This is a genomic window from Sulfitobacter mediterraneus, from assembly GCF_003054325.1.
Classification (GTDB): Bacteria; Pseudomonadota; Alphaproteobacteria; order Rhodobacterales; family Rhodobacteraceae; genus Sulfitobacter; species Sulfitobacter mediterraneus.
In genome coordinates, this window is sequence record NZ_QBKU01000021.1 from 1 (window position 1) to 18,196 (window position 18,196).

Genomic DNA, 18,196 nt, shown 5'->3' on the forward strand with positions numbered 1-18,196 from the left:
GCACGTAGTTCGTCCGGATATCTCTTCCCAAAGTTCTTCTTTTCCATAACCCAGTATCCTTACTTCTGGGTCTCCGCCAAACAAGGGGCGGTTCATATTGTCCAACCAGTCAAAAGCAGCTTCGATGCGACCAAACTCGCTGCTAATGACTGCTCCGAGCCCAGAGCAGCCATTTTATCAAGCCTGACAGTGCCTATTCTCACCGGCCACTAAGCGAACCGTGTTCTATGAAGAAAGCTTGGAAATCAGAGCCATCACGAGATCGCTTTCGGAATGTGCGAGCGGGTCGCCAATGCCTTCAGCGAGAGCAAGCATCAGAACCAGTCCCAAGCAAGCCGAATGGATCGCAAATGCCGTCTGGCGAGCTTGGTCAGGTGATCCCTCAAGACGTGCCGCAAGCGCGCCGTACAATTGTGCAGTAGTTGCGTGGATTTTGTCGAGAACATCGTCGTTACGCGCCACTTGCATGCCTGCCTTCAGCGTTTGTGGGGCTAGATACATCATTCTGAAACGATCAAGGTTGCCTACGTGGAAACTGGTGATCGATCGAACGAAAACGTCGATCGCCTCATTCGGGGTTTCGGCTGAAAGGAGGCTCTCCTCTGCCTGTTTTGCCTCCGCACTCAACCACTCGACGAACATAGCCGCAAGCAGATCGCTTTTGGATGGAAACCAATAGAGAACCGACTGTTTTGCAATGCCAAGCTCGCGCGCTATGGCATCAAATGAGACAGCGCCAAGGCCGCCATTAGCAAGCAATCCTTGCGCCGCACCGATGATCTTCTTGCCAGTATTCATATCGCTCTTAGATTGCCTCTTGACTGACTACCATTGGTAGGTAATCATGACTACCAATGGTAGGCAAGCAAAAAAGGGCCGGAAATATGGAATTGCTGAACTTAGAGAACCCCGTTTTTGCAGCATATCTGGTTGCATCCTCCCTCATGGTGTTGAAAGTGATGGGACAAGGCTGGATGACGGTACACCGCATGTTGAAAGTCGGCGGAGGATGGGCCAGCCCGGAAGATCTCAGGAAGGGTCTAATCAACAAGAGGCCCGATCCATCCCAACTTGACGCGAACGACTATGTAGATCGCTCCCGGCGAATGCATCGCAATGATCTAGAGAATGTTCCAGCGTTCTGGGTCGCAGGTTTACTTTTCATTTTGACCGATCCGGCGTTGTTTTTGGCACAAGTGCTGTTTTATGGATTTGTCGCCGCCCGTGTCGCACATTTCATTGCATATGCGACCGAGCAATCCCACGAAGTCCGAGCAACGTTCTATACCGTTGGCTCCGCAATCGTGATCTACATGGCAGTGCAAACGCTTTGGTCGGCGTTGGCCTAGTCGGAAAATTTAGGAGGCCGCTTTGTCCGCACAGAAGCCGTTGGCCCCAGAAACTCGCTGGGTTTCCCTAGCAAACTTGTCAGATGTCCGCTTGGAGCCCAATTTGCCGGATTCTGCGTTGTGTATGAACTAGCGATATCCGTTACATAACGGACATCGAAAATTGTAAGGTGGACTAAAGTGGATCCATAGTGACCTGCTACCTGCTACAATTCCATCAGTTGTGACAAGCTTTGGGGTCTGGTCGGAAAGACCTTCAAGAAAACAGGTGAGAATCCACCTATGGTATCCAACAATGAACGCTCCGATAGGACATGCAGTTATTACAGCACTTAATCAGCCGCTCTTTACTGACCGAGTTGCTGAACCATTGTTTTGACCAGTTTGAGACTCTTCTGGCTGAACGAGACTTGTTGCGTCGTCCGGCAAGTATTTTCGCCCAGCACGAAATTGCAGATGCTCGGCAAGGTGCTGCCATACCTGCTCAGCGTGCTCTGTCTGGGCCTCAGAGAGGCGGACCATCCTGATAGTAAGGGGTTGCGCTGGCAGGACATCGTCCAATTGCACCAACCGATTTTGTGTTAGGTGATCGACAACCAGAGAGTGCGGCAACCACGCCATACCAATGTCAGTCAGCACCAATTGCAGCATAGCCAGCGTCAGGGCAGTTTCGGCGATCACCACAGCGGTGGCATCTTTGGGCAAACGCGGGCTAATCATCCGGGCAAAGACCTGCCCTAGAAACACTTCGGGCGGGTAGCTTATCGTTGGAAGAACTGTACCGACCGCCTCATCAAGCAATTTTGGCGTTGCGACAGGGATCAGCAAATCTGACCTAAGTGTCACCGCCTCAAACGCATTGCCGGGCTCGGGTGTTGTATCGCCTGGAAGCGCGTACATGATCGCAAAGTCAACTTTCTTCGAGATTAGTTGAATTAGGCATTCATCCTGATTGCCCGAGCGCACCCGCACCGAGGTTTCACCGTCTGCTTTCAAAGCCCGCACAACCTGAGGCGAGACTGTGGTGGTCAGGGCGTGCTGGCAAATAAAGTTTATTGTCTTTCCAGCCTGATCGCTGGCGGTTCTCATAGTTTGTTTCAGCTTGTTCAGCCGAACGCTTAGGTCTCGCAATTCAGGTTCAAGCGCCTGTACGCCGGGCAACAGGACCACTGGTTTTCGGCGTCGATCAAACAATGTGGTGCCAATGTTGTCCTCGATTAGCCGCACGCGGCGCGTAAAGGCCGACTGAGACAGAAAGCGGATCTCAGCCGCGCGGGCCAAAGAACCGCCGTCGAGTACGGCCAATATGTCATCAATCCATTCTAAACGCATGGGGCGCCAATATCTCAATCCGACATAACTTGCAAATATTGCAAGATATTAGCGAGATTTCGCATTTGGAGGAAACACTTTAGGGGGCTAAACTGCAAAAAACACACAATTAGGAATCTCCACATGCATCTCGCCCGTTTCCCTCGCGTTCATCTTGCCCATCTCTCAACTCCGCTGGAGCCAATGGAGCGGCTTTCAAAGGAACTGGGGGTTGAGCTGTGGATCAAACGTGATGACTGCACTGGCATGTCGACCGGCGGTAATAAAACCCGCAAGCTTGAGTTTTTGATGGCCGAGGCGCTGGAACAGGGCGCCGATATGGTGATGACGCAAGGCGCGACACAGACAAACCATGGCCGCCAAACTGCGGCCTTTGCGGCCAAGTTGGGCCTCAAGTGTCATATCCTTTTGGAAGACCGAACCGGCTATCAAGACAGCAACTATAACACCAACGGCAATGTTTTGCTGGACCACCTGCATGGAGCCACAACAGAAAAATTCCCGGGCGGCCACGACATGCCTGGTGAAATGGAGAAAGCTGCCGAGAAGATGCGGGCGAAGGGCCACAAGGTCTATGTCATTCCCGGCGGAGGGTCCAACCCGACCGGCGCGCTTGGCTATGTGAATGCCGCTTTCGAGCTGGTGTCGCAGGCGAATGATCGTGGTCTCAAAATTGACCGTCTGGTGCATGCCACGGGTTCTTCGGGCACGCAGGCTGGCCTTGTTACCGGCATGTGCGCGATGAATGCGCAGATTCCCGTGCTAGGTATCGGCACACGGGCCCCGCAACCGAAACAGGAACAGATGATTTTCGATCTGGCGTGCAAGACGGCCGAAAAGCTGGGCTGCGCGGGCATTGTCAAACGCGAAGACGTGATGGCCAACACCGACTATGTGGGCGAGGGTTACGGCTTGCCGACTCAATCTGGCATCGAAGCCATTCAGATGTTCGCCGAGCTGGAAGGCATCCTTTTGGACCCGTGTTATTCGGCCAAGGGCGGTGCTGGCTTGATTGATCTGGCACGAAAAGGAGAGTTTGCAGGTGAGCGCGTGGTATTCCTGCACACAGGTGGCGCGGCTGCTCTGGGCGGCTATGACTTTGCCTTTGATCACGCAAACCGCTGGGTAAATCTCTGATCCATGAAAGTCCCCCAGACCATCGGTATTTTGGGTGGCATGGGCCCGGAAGCAACCATCCTCCTCCAGCGCAAGTTGGTGGAGGCGGTCCCTGCCAGGGACGACTGTGACCATATTCCGCTGCTAATCGACATGAACCCCCAGGTGCCGTCGCGGATCGCCCATCTGATTGAAGGCACTGGTGCAGATCCGGGGCCTACTCTGGCCGCCATGGCGCGCAGGCTTCAGACAGTCGGGGCAGTGGCCTTGGCAATGCCTTGCAACACAGCGCATCACTATGCCGAAGCGATCACTGCGGCGGTGGATATCCCGCTTTTGAATATGGTCGAATTGGCGGCGGATCATGCGGCCGAAACGCTTGGTTCGGGGGGCTGTGTCGGCATGCTTGCCTCTCCCGCAGTGCGGGGCACTCGGCTGTTCGAGACGGCGTTTGAAGCGCGCGGACTTTCCGTCATCTGGCCGAAAGAGGATGACGCAATGCTGGCTGCGATCCGTGCGATCAAGGTTGAAGGCCCAACTACGGCGGTTCGTCAAACATTGCGGGCGGCCTCAGAGGAACTTGCCGCGGCTGGAGGGATGCTGCAATTCGTTGCCTGCTCAGAGTTCTCGCTGATCGCCGACAGCGTTGCGCCAAATGTAAGTGCCGTTGACACGATTGATCTGTTGGCCCGCGAAATCATCAAATTTGCGCAGGCAGGTCTGCCAGAGGAAGCCGTATAGGTCGCAAGATGTGTATTTGGCCCCCAATTGCGTGACAGCGATTTTTCCATGATCCGGACATACGGGGTACATGGCACTGGCCGCATGCGCCGAGCCGTGATCCATGGTGAGACAGTCTATATATGTGGACAATTTGTAGAGGTGGGGGTCGCTGCTACCACGGCCTTTCCGCCGGAAGGCACAATCCAAAACCGTGATATGGTATCACAACAATTCCCACAGTTTTTGCGTGGTCTGGTCGAAATTCGCCGGATTGGACAGGGCAGCAATCGTCAATGTAGCGCACCACGCGTCATCGCCGATCGGCACCAGCGCCCCCTCGGCAAGCTCTGCCGAAATGGCTGTCTCGGGCATCCATGCGAACCCGCTCCCGGTCATTAGCCGCCGTTTGATCGTTTCGACCAAGCCATCGACATAGATTGTCTCGGCATTCAATGGTTGCCGCCCCACAGTAGTCTCAACCACCATTCCTAAGAACGACGAGCGCTCATAGGCCAGATATGGGATCGGCGGGCCATCTTGTCTGGCAAGGTTCCAGCCCTTCGCACGAACCGGTTCCGCGGCGGCCACTGGAATCAACCGCTCCGTCAGAAGGTCTTTTCGTGCAAACGCGGCCTCTTCGATCACGGGGGAGACGGAATGATGATAGTAACACAGCAATACATCCACCGCGCCTTCGACCAAAAGCTCACAACAGGTACTAAGGGAATCGGAAACAACTCGCGTGCGTAGTTCGGGAATTTGCAGTTGCAGCTCTTCGATCCGAGCAGCCAGAAAATTGACCGAAATCGTATGAAGCACGGAAAACCGAATAAACCGGCTGTCCCCCCGGTCCGCATCGCGCAGAGATTGACGGGATTCTGAGAGCTGTGAAATCGCCCCCAGCGCAACCGGCAAAAACTGCTGCCCCGCGTCAGTCAGTTGAACAGGATAAGTCGCTCGGTTGACCAGGGGTAATCCGACCCAACTTTCCAAGGCCTTGATTCGACGACTGAAAGCCGACTGTGTGATGTTACGTTCATCGGATGCACGGGTGAAATTCAGAGTTCGGGCCAGGCATTCGAAGTCGCGCAACCAGTTCAAATCCAAGGGGTGTTCCTACCTGTCAGGGGCCAACATCATGAGTATAATCAAACTATGCAAAAATGGAATAGTCTTATGAAATGTTTGAATTGGCCATCGCGAAACTTCCTGCTCTAGACTTCAGATTAGGAACCGGCGGTCTGTCCATACGGTATTCCGCCGTCCGCTGTTGCCGTTTGTGGGCAAGGTTGTCCGTACCGAACGCGCAGCGTGAAATTTGAAGACCAAAATACGACGCCAAACAAAACGGCGCAAATCAACAGAGGAGACGACTATGAAAACCAAACTGAAATCACTGGGTTTAGCAGCAGCGGTTAGCATCTTTGCGATGCCCGCATTTGCTGCCGAGGAGGTCAAGATCGGCGTGCCGTCTTGGACTGGCGCGCAGGCCATTGCCCACCTTTTGGGCGCGGTTGTCGAAATGCGTATCGGCGGCAAGGTCGAGTTTGTACCCGGCAACAACGCCACAATTTTCCAGGCGATGGATCAGGGTAAGGGCGATATTGACGTGCACCCCGATGTCTGGCTTCCGAACCAGCAAAGCTTTACCCAGAAATACGTGGATGAGGCGGGTACTGTAACGCTTTCATCGAACCCTTATGAAGGCAATCAGGGCTTTTGCGTAAGTCAGGACTTTGGCGAAGCCAATAACGTCACCGACATCGCAGATCTGGGCCGCCCGGATGTCGCTGCGCTGATGGACAGTGACGGTAATGGCAAAGGTGAGCTGTGGATTGGTGCGCCGGGATGGGCCTCGGCTAACGTGAACGAGGTTAAGACACGGGATTACGGCCTGCTTGATTTCATCGATCCGGTTCGCGCCGAGGAAAGCGTCAAAACCGCACGCATCAAAGACAGTATCGCAAAGGGTGAGGGGTATGCGTTCTATTGCTACAAACCACATGCCGTTTGGTACATGTTCGACGTCAAAATGCTGAGCGAACCGACCTTTGATCCGGCAAAATACACCATGGTGCAGCCTTCGGATGACCCTGATTGGTACGACAAATCCAGCGTTGCCACCAAAGACGCCCTCAAAAACGTTCAGATCGCTTGGTCAAACTCGCTCGAAGGCCGCTCACCGGCAATCGCAGAGTTCTTCGCGAATTTCGCTTTGACTGCTGATGATGTCTCGGGCTTCGCCTATGAGATCAGCGGCAAGGGCCGCGAGCCTGCAGAAGTCGCGCGTGAATGGGTTGAAGCAAACCCTGACCGCGTTGACGCCTGGCTGGGCCTGTAATCCGGTTGCAGTGAATAATTGCCGACACCGGATTAGTTCGGTGTCGGCGCTCTCCCCACTTTCAAACTATGGGATGCCTCGCATGAGCACTGAAACCGTCGTAGAAATCTCGAATGTCTGGAAGATTTTTGGTCAGAACCCACAAGCCGCTTTGCAGGCAATCCGTGACAGAGGTCTGAGCAAAGCTGAGGTCCTTTCCGAAATGGGGGCTGTTGTTGGCGTTGCCGATATCAGCCTGTCGGTGAACCGCGGCGAGATATTCTGTATCATGGGCCTGTCGGGGAGCGGTAAATCCACGCTGGTGCGCCACTTTAACCGTTTACTTGAGCCGACGGCCGGCAAGATCGAGATTGAAGGCACCGATGTGATGGCGCTTGGATCAAAAGAGCTGCAACAGTTTCGCAACAACAAGATCGGCATGGTATTTCAGAACTTTGCCCTGATGCCCCACCGTTCGGTGCTCGACAATGTCGCGATGCCATTGGAGATCCGGCAAGTCGCCAAGAACGAACGTATGCGTCAGGCCGCTGCCATTCTCGATATCGTCGAACTTGGCGCTTGGAGTTCAAAATTCGCCCATGAATTGTCCGGTGGCATGCAACAGCGTGTCGGCTTGGCCCGAGCCTTGGCCGCCAATCCGGATGTGCTGTTGATGGACGAACCGTTTTCGGCACTCGATCCCCTAATCCGTCGCCAATTGCAGGACGAATTCATTCGCCTGTCCAAAATTCTTAAGAAAACCACGATTTTCATCACGCATGACCTAGATGAAGCGGTTCGTATCGGCGATCGCATCGCCATCATGCGTGACGGCAAGATGGTGCAGATGGGCACCGCCGAGGATATCGTGATGCATCCAGCAGATGACTATGTGGCAGACTTTGTCGCTGGCATTTCGCGCCTTAAGGTGGTGCACGCCCATGCCGTCATGCAGCCTCTTGAGGCCTATGTTGCGGCCCGAGGTCCTATCTCCGCAGATGCGCCACGGGTCGGGGAAAACGAGACCCTGAGCAATCTCATCAACATCGCCATCGATGACGAAAAACCGATTGTCGTTCAAGCAGACCGGAAAGAGCTGGGTGTTATTACCCGTGCCGACCTCTTGCGCACCGTGATCGAAGGGACAGAAGTATCATGAGCGAACTAGAAAACTTGGGCGTAAACCCACTGGAAGACACCGAAAGCGAAGCCGCCTTGGCATATGTCGAAGAGCGGCGCGAAAATATTCGCACCTTCGTGCGCACCAACACAGACTACTATATTCGCAACTTCGACAAGATCGGTGCTTCGTCGCAGTTCACAGCAACCTTCAACCTGATGGCAGGCCTATTCGGCCCGATTTGGTTCGGCGCTCGTGGGCTTTGGTCATGGGCCCTGTCTTTCCTGATCCTCGAAGCTCTCGCGTTTGTGCAAATCGCGCGTGGTCTCTTTGGCGATTTGGCCGCCGAGGCCATGACCCGCATCGCGTCGATCGAAGGTACGCTTGAACTGCGCCGCAAACAGCTCGCTGCCGCCATAGAGAACAATTCCGAAAAGATTGATGTCTACCGCCGGACCGTTGACTCGCTTGAAGAAAACATAGGCGGCATCCGCAACGAGGCCGAGGCCCTCGCCGCTGAAGGCCCTACAATTGTGCTCACCGGCATCGTAATACTTCTTATCGCCAAGGTTGCTCAGTCACTGGTGGCAAATTGGGCGCTTGAAGCGCGGTTTTCCGATTGGCTGTCGGATCGCACGGTGCGTTCGGCCATGCCTACAACTCACATTGTGTTCAGCGCGATCTTCATGGCCCTGATCGTGACCGCAGCCATGTTGCACTACAGCTTTCCTGGCCGGTATTCTCTGCTCAGCCACTTCCCCACGGACCCCAACATTCGCCTGACCAGTATCTCATGGGTAGAGGACTTCATCGCATGGTGCGTGCGCAACTCTGAGACCTTCTTTGATTGGCTGACCTTCGGTATTCGCGCGTTGCTTGATGCACTTGAAGTCATTCTGGTCCAGACCCCGTGGATCGTGATTGCCAGTCTGATTGTTCTGTTGACATGGCTGACTGCTGGCATCCGCGCTGCAATCTATTCCGGAGCTTTTCTGGGCTATATGGGCCTCTTGGGCTTCTGGGAAGGTGCTATGACTACGCTGGCTTTACTCGGAACGGCTGCCTGCCTGTCGATCTTGATCGGCATTCCGTTGGGCATGTTTGCCGCACGTCGCCCTCGGTTTTATGCCTTTATCCAGCCGATCATGGATTTCATGCAAACCATGCCTGCCTTTGTCTTTATGGTGCCGGTGATTGCGTTCTTTGGCGTGGGCAAACCGGCTGCTGTTGTGGTCACCATGATCTTTGGTGGCACACCCGTAGTGCGCCTAACTGTGCTGGGCCTGCGCGGTGTGCCTGAAAGTGTGCGTGAGGCGGCGATCAGTTTCGGTGCCAACAAGTGGTACCTTCTGACCAAGGTCGACCTGCCTCTTGCAAGCCCGTCGATCCGCGCCGGGATCAACCAGACAATTATGCTTTCACTCGCGATGGTTGTTGTGGCTTCTCTGATTGGGGCTAAGGGACTCGGTGAAGACGTTCTGGAAGCTCTGCAATACGCCAACGTGGGGCAAGGTATCCTCGCCGGATTCTCGATCCTGTTCTGTGCCATGATCCTTGATCGCATCGTACAAGGCGGACGCAAATGACATCGGTTGTATTTGTCCATGGTTTTATGGGCGGCAGCCGACAATGGCAGGGCCAAGCTGAGGCCCTGCCGGGTTTCGATGTCATCGCCCTGGACTTGCCGGGATTTGGTGAGAATGCACAGCTCGAAGCGCTGGACAGCATTGCGGGTTATGCAGAGTGGGCCCTGAATGAGTTGACGGAACGAGGTGTTGAACGGTTCCACCTGGTGGGCCACTCGATGGGTGGAATGATCGTGCAGGAGATGGTTTCCCAAGCGCCGGAGCGTATCGACCGGCTGGTTCTCTACGGCACTGGGGCCACAGGGGTCTTGCCCGGCCGGTTCGAGACTATCGGCACGTCAAAACGGCGCGCTCGTGCAGACGGACCAAAGACCACGGCCCGGCGGATCGCGGCGACTTGGTTTCTTAAACGGGAAGAGGCTGACGCCTATGAGAATTGCGCCGCGATCGCAGAAAAATGCAGTATTCGGGCCATACTCACCGGGCTTGATGCGATGCAGGGCTGGAGCGGTGTCGAGCGTTTAGCGGCCATCCAGACAAAAACGCTGGTGATCTGGGGCGACCTTGATCGCACTTACCCATGGTGCCAGACCGAACAACTTTGGCAGTCCATCGGCGGTGCTAACCTAGCAGTGATACCGGAATGTGCCCACGCTGCACACTTGGAAAAACCGGAGCTGTTCAATAGTGTCTTGGAAGAGTTCTTCTCAAATTGATGGCTTGCCCAAGCGGACGCGATTCTCAGAAAGCCATTGTGGTGAAGTTACAGCGGAATCACGCATTGTCCGCGACCTTTCGAGTTCAGGTACCATATGGCGAAAGTTTTCTTCGGGATCGGCCACTTTAGGGCATTTTCAATGACCGCTCCGGCGACGGGCGTTGCATTGCAACGATTTTCGTTCCGCAATTGCAAGATACTACTGTGTCAGCGAAGTTCGGAAATCGAAAGGCAGCAAATCTCGCCAAGCAGCCCTTCCTAAATGGAAAGCAAAAGACCGCTCCGTCCCGCATCTTACCAGTTCGTCGATCGTGCGGCGAAGGTCTGAAATTTCAGGAGCCGACGTTCAGGCGGCGCGCGGCGAATGCCGGGTGAGAGCCCAATTTGACCGATGTTGCGCGCTGCACAAGTGGCCGGAATACGTGTCAAAGCAGACATAGGCCGTTTGCAGCTCTTTGACCTTCAACTGTTATTGCCAAGCCAAGCCTGTGCGGCATCTGTGAATGATCGCCCCTCACGGCAGACCAGATGATCAAGTTGCGAGACAGCATCGTTCCCAAGATTGACCGTTTGTAGGTACGCAAGCCCCTCGCCATTCAGCTTAGGCACAGCATCGCGCCTCAGAACCAGTGTGGCGTCGTCTTGGCCCCCAAGAAGACCCAGCGGATCATCGAGTTCGCGAAGGTCCAGTTCCTGATGCAACCACTGCGGATGCCAGAGCGGCACCACGGCGAGTTCGCCTTTGTCTACGGCATCGAGTGCGGCGCCCGTGCAATCCTCAACCGTTCCATTCTCAAAGTGAAAACCCAGATCGGACAGCCCGTAGTCGGCTACCATTTGCCGGGAGAACCGGCTGATGCCCGCGCCCGGATTGATACCCTGGATACGCTTTCGAAATAGCGCCGCGATCTCAGGCTCCGCCAAATCTGTGACAGAGGCAATCTCTGCAGGGGCTGAGTCTGGAATCCCCCAGATGCAATAGGGTCGGTAAATGACACCCAACTTGGTGAGTTCGTCTTCGAACGGTGCGATGTAGGCTCCGTGGCTGTCGGGAAGCCAAGCCGAACACACCAGGTCGACTTCTCCCTCACCGAGCATTCGAAACATGTCTTCATGCGGTGCTTCGCGCAGCAATACGTTGTGGCCGAGGCGTTCAAGCTGGGCAGCGATCACTGCACCTGCAGCTTTGTGAAACGACAGGCCAATTTGGCCCAAGATGATTGTGTCCCTCATGCCTTGCTCACGACCCGCTCAACGGCAACGGCGCATTCGCAGAGTTCTTGAACTCAACGGTCGTGAAGATCAGGTCCGTGTCACCAATGTTCTCAAGGCTGTGGATCATGCGTTCTCCGGCGGCAAAGGTGAAATGCTTGGTGTCACCTGTCTGGTATTCCACGTCGAAATGTGTGCCGTCTGGTTGGTGGTTTCGCGCCTTACCGGGCCCGTGGATGGTCCAGAAGTAATCCAGCACATGGGTGTGGACCTTCAGGCGCTCACCGGGCTTGGCGTGGATGTGCCAGACGCGCACACGATCGGTTTCCGAGACGAGGGTGCTGCCGACCTCTCCGTTGTCAGCCCGGTCAATGAACTCTTGGGTCAGATCAAGGGTCATGGCTAAACCTCCGCCCAGAAGACGAGGAGCGTGGCACAATCGATTGGCATGGATGGGTTGGAGTAGATCATGCGCGAATGTGCGCCTTTCTCTCCGAATACCGTGTTGATCAGATGGGATGCACCGTTCAATGCAATGGGCATATCGAAGAAATCTGGCGTCGCCCCGCCGGTGCCTTCGAGACGATGAATGCGTTTTATTTTTCCCAGATCGCCCGTGATCGAGCGCAGCAGCGACAGACCGTTCAACGCCGACAGTTGGAACGCCTCATAGCCTTGTTCCACAGTCAATTCGGCACCCATCTTGCCTTTGAATTTCAAGTCCCCGGCGATCCAAGGCAGCATGCCGGATGTGTAGATGATCGGCCCAATTTGAGTGTGCGTCACGTAGTCGGCGACGGCCTCTGGGACGGGTGGCAAATCAAGGCCGAGTTCTGCCAGCCGTTCCTCCGGTGTGCCGGATGTCACTTCTTTGAGTTTCATGGTTGTTCCTCCCTTTCTCGCAGTCCGCGTTTTTCATGACATTTGCCTGGCCAACGGTCTCCCCGCCGTGAGGCCTGCAACCTTTTCCAGAATGCCCTGAGCATCGATGCCATAATGGCGATACAGGTCGCCGATGGTCCCGGTTTGCCCAAAGTGCTCCACGCCAAGCGGGACGGTCCGGTGCCCTGCGACGCTTCCCAACCACGCGAGTGTCGCCGGATGGCCATCAATCACGGTGATCAAGGTGCAATGGGGTGGTAGTTCGTCCATCAACCGCTCAACACAGGAAACAGCATCCCCATTGCCCCGGGCGCGCGCCCGTTGCGCGGCTGTCCAGCCTGCGTTGAGGCGATCTGCAGAAGTCACAGCAAGCACACCAATATCGCGCCGCGATCCGGCCAACTGGCCCGCCGCCTTGATGGCCTCCGGTGCCACGGCGCCCTGATAGGCGATAACGACTTCACAGTTGGGCCCCGGCTTGCGAAGCCAATAGCCCCCATCAACGGCCCCCCGCTGCCAATCAGGTTCAGGCCGTGGGCCGGGTTGCTCTATTGGGTTGGTTGTGAGCCTCAGATAGATCGACCCGCCGGTCTCATCCCTCAGCCAAGTGCGCTCGTCCGGGTCGCCATCGCCGTCACGCTGCATGTAATCGAAGGCCCAGTGCATGATGACTGAAAGCTCGTCCGCAAAGGCCGGCTCAAAGGCCGCCAGCCCGTCTTGGGACATGCCGATCAAGGGCGTCCCGATGGATTGATGCGCCCCGCCTTCGGGGGCCAATGTGACACCTGAAGGCGTGCCGACGATCATGAACCGCGCGTCCTGATATGTCGCGTAGTTCAACGCATCGAGGCCCCGGCAGACGAATGGATCGTAGACCGTCCCGATGGGGACGAGGCGTTTGCCGAACAGCGAATGCGACAGACCCGCCGCACCCAACAGCAGAAACAGGTTCATCTCTGCGATGCCCAGTTCCAGATGCTGGCCAGACCCGTCAAAGCGCCATTTCGCCGTGGACGGGATGCGGTGTTCGATGAACGCATCGGCCTTGGCCTCTCGGGCGAACAATTTCCGGCGGTTCACCCATGCGCCAAGGCCCGTCGTGCCAGTGACATCGGGTGAGGTGGTCATGATCCGCGCGGCGAGGTCGCTGTCGCCTTTGGACAGGTCATCGAGGATTTTGCCGAACGCGGCTTGGGTGGAGGTGTCATTTGCGGTGTCGATTGTGACCGTGGGCACCTGCAATCGATCATCGGAATATCGACGCGTACCGGTCTTGAAGAAGGGAACACTGGTCAGGAAAGCCTTCAGCGCGTCCGTGTCCGCTACGATCGCGAACGGCTCCCACTCCTGGCCTTCGGGGACACCCATTTGTGTCTGCCACTTTGCCATTTGCGCCTTTGTCATCAGTCCGCCGTGGTTGTCCTTATGCCCGGCAATGGGCGTGCCCCAGCCTTTGATCGTATAGGCCAGAAAACAGGTTGGGCGATCATGATCGATGGCCGCAAACGTCTCGGCCATCGTCTCTACACAATTGCCGCCGAGGTTCTCCATCAGCGCAGCAAGCTCATCGTCACTGCGGCGGTCGATCAAGGCCGATACGTCCCCCTGATCGCCCAGATCGTCCATCAGCCGCTGCCGCCAAACCGCCCCGCCCATGTAGGTCAGCGCGGAATATTCCTGATTGGGACAGGCATCGATCCAGTCCCGCAACGCCGCTCCGCCGGGTTCTTCAAACGCCGCCCGCTGAAGCGCACCATGTTTGACCCGCACGACATCCCAGCCAAACGCGTCGAAGATCTTTTCGACCCGTTCGAACAGCCCCTCACGCACAATCCCATCCAGCGATTGGCGGTTGTAATCGATGATCCACCAGGTGTTGCGCAGATCGTTTTTCCACCCCTCCTGAAGGACCTCGTAGACATTGCCTTCGTCCAGCTCTGCGTCGCCAACGAGCGCAACCATGCGCCCCAGTTTCAGATCGCTGCCCCAGTCCTTGGCTTGGATGAAGTCCTGCACTATCGAAGCCAGCGCAGTGATCCCCACGCCAAGGCCCACCGACCCCGTGGAGAAGTCCACATCGTCAATGTCCTTGGTGCGGCTGGGGTAGCTTTGAACGCCGCCAAGCCCGCGAAAGTTCTCCATCCTCTCGCGGGTCTGATTGCCCATGAGGTAGTGGATTGCATGGTAGATCGGCGAGGCATGAGGTTTCACTGCTACCCGGTCCTCAGCCTGCAGCGCCGAAAAATAGAGCGCCGTCATGATCGACACCATCGAGGCCGAAGATGCCTGATGCCCGCCCACCTTGATCCCATCGGCCTTGGGCCGAATGTGGTTTGCATTGTGGATCATCCAGTGGCTCAGCCACAATAGCCGCTGTTCGATAGTCTTTAGGTGTTGTGCTTCAATCGTCATTCTGCTGCCCCCGATTATTCGTCTACAGCGAAATCGATATGCACATGGTTTCCGTCCGGATCGGCGACGTGGAACTGGACAAGCCCGGCTCCGGGAACCTCGATCCTCTTGAAGGGGTCGCCGTACTCAGCGAGCTTCCGCTCGAACGCAGATGCGTCGGTGGCCGAAAATGCAAAGTGCTCAAGCTTCAACGCCGCCTCAGAACCAGTTCGCGCCCGCCCGGTATCCTCCACCAAATGCACAACTGGTGCGTCCCCTGCGTAGAGCCATGCACCGCCAAAGGGGAAATCTGGCCGGGGTCCTGACCGCAGGCCAAGGACTGCCTCGTACCAGGCCACCATCTCTTCGAGATTGGCGGTCACCACATTCACGTGATCCAGACGCCGGATGGGCATCTCAGAAACCCTCCAACACGATCTTACCTTTGGATTTGCCCGATTCCAGCAACGCATGCGCCTTCATCAAGTTGGCTGCGTTGATCGTGCCAAAGCTCTCAGCAATGGTCGACTTGACCTTGCCTGCGTCGATCAGCGCGGCAACTTCATTCAGGATGTCCCCCTGCCGCTGAATGTCAGCCGTCCCAAACATCGGGCGGGTGAACATGAACTCCCAATGAACAGAGATCGCCTTGGGTTTAAAAGGCATGATGTTGAAGGACTCGGGGTCGTCGATCAGGCCATAACGGCCTTGCGGCGTCATCAAGCCGGCGACGTCTTCCGCATAGAGGTGCGAATGCGTCGTTGAATAGACGTAATCGATGCTTCCGACACCGAGCGCGTCTATCTGCGGCCCAAGCGGTTCAGCATGGCTGATGACGTGGTGGGCGCCCAACTCTTCGACCCAGGCCTTCGTTTCCGGCCGAGAGGCCGTCGCGATGATCGTCACGTCCGACAGGGCACGGGCCAGCTGGATGGTGATAGACCCCACACCGCCCGCGCCGCCGATGATCAAAAGGGTGTTGTTGCCGCCCGGAATCGCTTCGTTGATCTTCAGCCGATCAAACAGCATCTCATACGCGGTCAGCGTTGTGAGGGGCATCGCTGCCGCAGCAGAGGTCGAAATTGAGCTTGGCGCTTTACCGACTATCCTCGAATCTACCAGATGAAACTCTGAATTAGTGCCGGGCCGGTTCACCGCCCCTGCATAGTAGACCTTGTCTCCAACCGTAAAACCTGAGGCTGCGTCGCCGATTGCAACAACCTCACCTGCGGCATCCCAGCCAAGGACCTCGGGTTTGCCGTCTGACGAAGCACGCCGCTGCCGGATTTTGGTATCGACGGGGTTCACCGAGACCGCTTCGACCTTGACCAACAGATCATGCCCCGAGGGGATCGGCTTTTCTGCCGCGAAATCGATCAGGGCATCGGGTCGGTCAATCGAACCGGTTTCAAGGTATCCAACAGCTTTCATGGCGTGCTCCTGTGGTCTAGCGATTAGCCGATGATGGTCATCTCGTTCAGCGTGAATTCTTCGACAGCCCCATCCGTGGCCCCCATATACGCGGCGAGGTGCGGTGCGCCCATGTGGGTCTGCCACAGTTCACGGCTTTCCCAGTTTTCATAGAACATGAAGTGTGCCGGATTGTCGTTGTCTTGGTGAAGGTCGTAGTTGATGCAGCCTGCCTCAGAGCGGGTGATATCGATGAGCTTCAAAAGCTCGGCTTTCACCAGATCGATCTTGTCGGGGTTGGCTTTGATGTTGGCGACGATGGTCAGCTTGGCCATTGGAATCATCCTTTGTTGATGTCTGTGTGATCAATTTACAAACCCAAATATTCGGGATAAACAGGTGATATCCGAAAATATAATCCGGAAATTACGGCCAATGCTCCTCGACAATCTTCGCGTGTTTCTGATCATCGCGGAAAAGGGCAGTCTCGTCGCGGCGGCTCGTGAAACTGGTATGTCTACAACGACCGTCTCTGAACGTCTGGCGGCGCTTGAAGCCCACTACGGGGTGGTATTGTTCAACCGAACGACACGCTCCATTAGCCTTACTGAGGAAGGTCGTACGCTCGTGGATGGGGCGAAATCCGTTCTGAGTGAAGTTACTGATCTCGACACACGTATTCGCCATGGAGCCGAGACGCTCTCTGGACCCATCCGCATCTCTGCACCGGTAGATCTTGGGCGCAGCATCATCACAGAGGCCATATCGACGTTCACCGAAGACAACCCGGCTCTTTCCATCGAACTGTCCTTGTCAGATGGATATGTCGATCTGGTCGGCCAGGGGTTTGACATGGCTGTGCGCTTTGGCAACGTGACAGACTCGACCCTGAGGGTGCGCAGTCTCGGAACGTTCCAGCGACTTGTCTGTGCATCTCCAAGCTATCTTGCCAAGCACGGGAGCCCGGAGACACCTCACGACCTCACACATCACAATTGCCTTGTCATGCGTTTCGGACAGACGCTGGACAACGTCTGGGAATTTGGCGAAGGCACCAAGCAGCACCGCGTCACGGTTCGCGGAAGTCGGGTCGTGAATGACGGTTGGCTTATTCGGTCTTGGGCGCTCGCGGGACATGGCATCGTCCTGAAGTCCGAACTGGATGTGGCTGAGGACATATCGAGCGGTAAACTTGTTGCACTGCTCACCGAGAATTTGCCACCACCAAACCCACTCCAGATGATGTTCCCTCCCGCAAGGGCACAGCCAAGGCGCGTTTCGGCGTTTGCCGATCACCTCCGCGCCACGGTCCCCAGGTCTCGCTTCGATGGATCAATCATCCGTGCGCATAGTCAGTCGCACGGCGAACACAAACCGCGCTGAGCGGCCATTCAAGTCAACACCGACTATGTCCGTTTCGTCCGCTCACACGACCTCTGCAAGCGTTCAGCGGAAGTCCGCTTTTTACAACGCATGCTCACGCCGCCATGAGATCGCTCTCCAGCTTCTCAAAGAGCGATACATCTTCTTCGGGTGTCTCAAACAAATGCCCATAGGTGTCCATCGTCATTGTGATGGAGGCGTGTCCTAGAAAGGTCTGGATCTTCTTCGGATTCCAGCCCTGCTCGATGAACAGGGAGGCCGCAGCGTGACGCAGTGCATGAATCCCAAACTTAGCCTCGCCTGAAGCCTTGGTGATGCTGTTTGCCACCAGCATGGGCTTAAAGATGCGATTGTAGATGTTTGAATAGTTCTGCACCCGCCCGGCTCCGTTTGGGAACACCAGATTGACGTCACTTTCTGAAGCATCATCACGCCAAGCAAGGAGCGTCTCAACAACCTTTGGGGCCATTGGTATTTCCCGCACCCCTGCCCTGTCTGAAGTCAGCGCTTATGGGTCCAAATAGTGTCATTTGCTAAGAGAGGGTTTGTTGCTCATCGCAACCACCGAGGAGTGGACGATGAGAAAGACAACGAAGAGCCCCGGCGAGAAGATCGTCAAAGACATCAAGCGTGCGACCCGCAAGAATTATTCAT

General features: G+C 55.9%; 20 protein-coding genes. 9 read left to right on the forward strand and 11 right to left on the reverse strand.

Annotated features, from left to right (window positions below; genetic code table 11):
* On the forward strand, positions 1-213 hold a 213-nt coding region (locus C8N31_RS20495; protein WP_211313767.1), incomplete at its 5' end, for a hypothetical protein.
* Between the two features lie 12 nt (positions 214-225).
* Here the strand turns inward: C8N31_RS20495 and C8N31_RS19650 are convergent.
* Complete coding sequence (locus C8N31_RS19650) at positions 226-798, reverse strand: TetR/AcrR family transcriptional regulator (RefSeq protein ID WP_025049966.1); 573 nt, start codon at positions 796-798, stop codon at positions 226-228.
* A gap of 86 nt (positions 799-884) precedes the next feature.
* Here C8N31_RS19650 and C8N31_RS19655 point away from each other — a divergent pair, with 86 nt between their 5' ends.
* Positions 885-1,349 (forward strand): MAPEG family protein, encoded by a 465-nt coding sequence (locus tag C8N31_RS19655; protein ID WP_025049967.1) that lies wholly within the window; start codon positions 885-887, stop codon positions 1,347-1,349.
* Between the two features lie 336 nt (positions 1,350-1,685).
* Here the strand turns inward: C8N31_RS19655 and C8N31_RS19660 are convergent, their stop codons facing one another.
* On the reverse strand, positions 1,686-2,681 hold the full coding sequence (locus C8N31_RS19660; RefSeq protein WP_025049968.1) for a LysR family transcriptional regulator: 996 nt from the start codon (positions 2,679-2,681) through the stop codon (positions 1,686-1,688).
* Positions 2,682-2,804: 123 nt separating this feature from the next.
* On the opposite strand from C8N31_RS19660, the gene cuyA reads away from it, so the two are divergent.
* Positions 2,805-3,818, forward strand: coding sequence for a D-cysteate sulfo-lyase (cuyA, locus tag C8N31_RS19665; RefSeq protein ID WP_014881427.1), 1,014 nt, complete (start codon positions 2,805-2,807; stop codon positions 3,816-3,818).
* Between the two features lie 3 nt (positions 3,819-3,821).
* Entirely contained in the window at positions 3,822-4,538 is a 717-nt protein-coding gene (gene cuyB, locus C8N31_RS19670) for a cysteate racemase (protein ID WP_025049969.1), read from the forward strand.
* Between the two features lie 204 nt (positions 4,539-4,742).
* On the opposite strand, the gene C8N31_RS19675 is transcribed toward cuyB, so the two are convergent.
* Positions 4,743-5,627, reverse strand: a complete 885-nt coding sequence (locus C8N31_RS19675) for a LysR family transcriptional regulator (protein WP_025049970.1) — start codon at positions 5,625-5,627, stop codon at positions 4,743-4,745.
* A gap of 268 nt (positions 5,628-5,895) precedes the next feature.
* Between C8N31_RS19675 and C8N31_RS19680 the strand changes: the two genes are divergently transcribed.
* The 4 genes from C8N31_RS19680 (at position 5,896) to C8N31_RS19695 (ending at position 10,262) form a co-directional block, all read left to right on the forward strand.
* A complete protein-coding gene (locus tag C8N31_RS19680) occupies positions 5,896-6,861 on the forward strand; it encodes an ABC transporter substrate-binding protein (RefSeq protein ID WP_025049971.1) in 966 nt (321 codons plus the stop codon).
* 82 nt (positions 6,862-6,943) lie between these two features.
* Positions 6,944-7,999, forward strand: a complete 1,056-nt coding sequence (locus tag C8N31_RS19685) for a quaternary amine ABC transporter ATP-binding protein (RefSeq protein WP_025049972.1) — start codon at positions 6,944-6,946, stop codon at positions 7,997-7,999.
* A complete protein-coding gene (locus C8N31_RS19690) occupies positions 7,996-9,546 on the forward strand; it encodes an ABC transporter permease subunit (RefSeq protein WP_025049973.1) in 1,551 nt (516 codons plus the stop codon). Before C8N31_RS19685 ends, C8N31_RS19690 begins: the two co-directional genes overlap by 4 nt.
* Complete coding sequence (locus C8N31_RS19695; protein ID WP_025049974.1) at positions 9,543-10,262, forward strand: alpha/beta fold hydrolase; 720 nt, start codon at positions 9,543-9,545, stop codon at positions 10,260-10,262. The genes C8N31_RS19690 and C8N31_RS19695 overlap by 4 nt, the downstream gene beginning before the upstream one ends.
* A gap of 464 nt (positions 10,263-10,726) precedes the next feature.
* On the opposite strand, the gene C8N31_RS19700 is transcribed toward C8N31_RS19695, so the two are convergent.
* From C8N31_RS19700 to C8N31_RS19730, 7 genes are read right to left on the reverse strand one after another with little or no spacing between them, the layout of a single operon-like run.
* On the reverse strand, positions 10,727-11,497 hold the full coding sequence (locus tag C8N31_RS19700; protein ID WP_025049975.1) for a glycine betaine ABC transporter substrate-binding protein: 771 nt from the start codon (positions 11,495-11,497) through the stop codon (positions 10,727-10,729).
* 7 nt (positions 11,498-11,504) lie between these two features.
* Positions 11,505-11,876 carry a cupin domain-containing protein gene (locus C8N31_RS19705; protein WP_025049976.1) on the reverse strand — a complete coding sequence of 124 codons (372 nt, stop codon included), beginning with the start codon at positions 11,874-11,876 and terminating at the stop codon, positions 11,505-11,507.
* A gap of 2 nt (positions 11,877-11,878) precedes the next feature.
* Complete coding sequence (locus C8N31_RS19710) at positions 11,879-12,358, reverse strand: RidA family protein (RefSeq protein WP_025049977.1); 480 nt, start codon at positions 12,356-12,358, stop codon at positions 11,879-11,881.
* A gap of 33 nt (positions 12,359-12,391) precedes the next feature.
* Entirely contained in the window at positions 12,392-14,770 is a 2,379-nt protein-coding gene (locus C8N31_RS19715; protein ID WP_025049978.1) for a transketolase, read from the reverse strand.
* A gap of 14 nt (positions 14,771-14,784) precedes the next feature.
* Positions 14,785-15,165 carry a VOC family protein gene (locus tag C8N31_RS19720; RefSeq protein WP_025049979.1) on the reverse strand — a complete coding sequence of 127 codons (381 nt, stop codon included), beginning with the start codon at positions 15,163-15,165 and terminating at the stop codon, positions 14,785-14,787.
* Between the two features lies 1 nt (position 15,166).
* Positions 15,167-16,180, reverse strand: coding sequence for a zinc-binding alcohol dehydrogenase family protein (locus C8N31_RS19725; RefSeq protein ID WP_025049980.1), 1,014 nt, complete (start codon positions 16,178-16,180; stop codon positions 15,167-15,169).
* A gap of 23 nt (positions 16,181-16,203) precedes the next feature.
* Positions 16,204-16,494 (reverse strand): putative quinol monooxygenase, encoded by a 291-nt coding sequence (locus C8N31_RS19730; RefSeq protein ID WP_025049981.1) that lies wholly within the window; start codon positions 16,492-16,494, stop codon positions 16,204-16,206.
* 100 nt (positions 16,495-16,594) lie between these two features.
* On the opposite strand from C8N31_RS19730, the gene C8N31_RS19735 reads away from it, so the two are divergent.
* The gene (locus C8N31_RS19735; RefSeq protein ID WP_025049982.1) at positions 16,595-17,542 is read left to right on the forward strand and encodes a LysR family transcriptional regulator; all 948 of its coding nucleotides are present in this window, start codon (positions 16,595-16,597) and stop codon (positions 17,540-17,542) included.
* A gap of 94 nt (positions 17,543-17,636) precedes the next feature.
* Here the strand turns inward: C8N31_RS19735 and C8N31_RS19740 are convergent, their stop codons facing one another.
* Positions 17,637-18,011: a tyrosine-type recombinase/integrase gene (locus tag C8N31_RS19740; RefSeq protein WP_081785749.1), complete on the reverse strand. Its 375-nt coding sequence runs from the start codon at positions 18,009-18,011 to the stop codon at positions 17,637-17,639.
* Between the last annotated feature and the right edge of the window lie 185 nt (positions 18,012-18,196).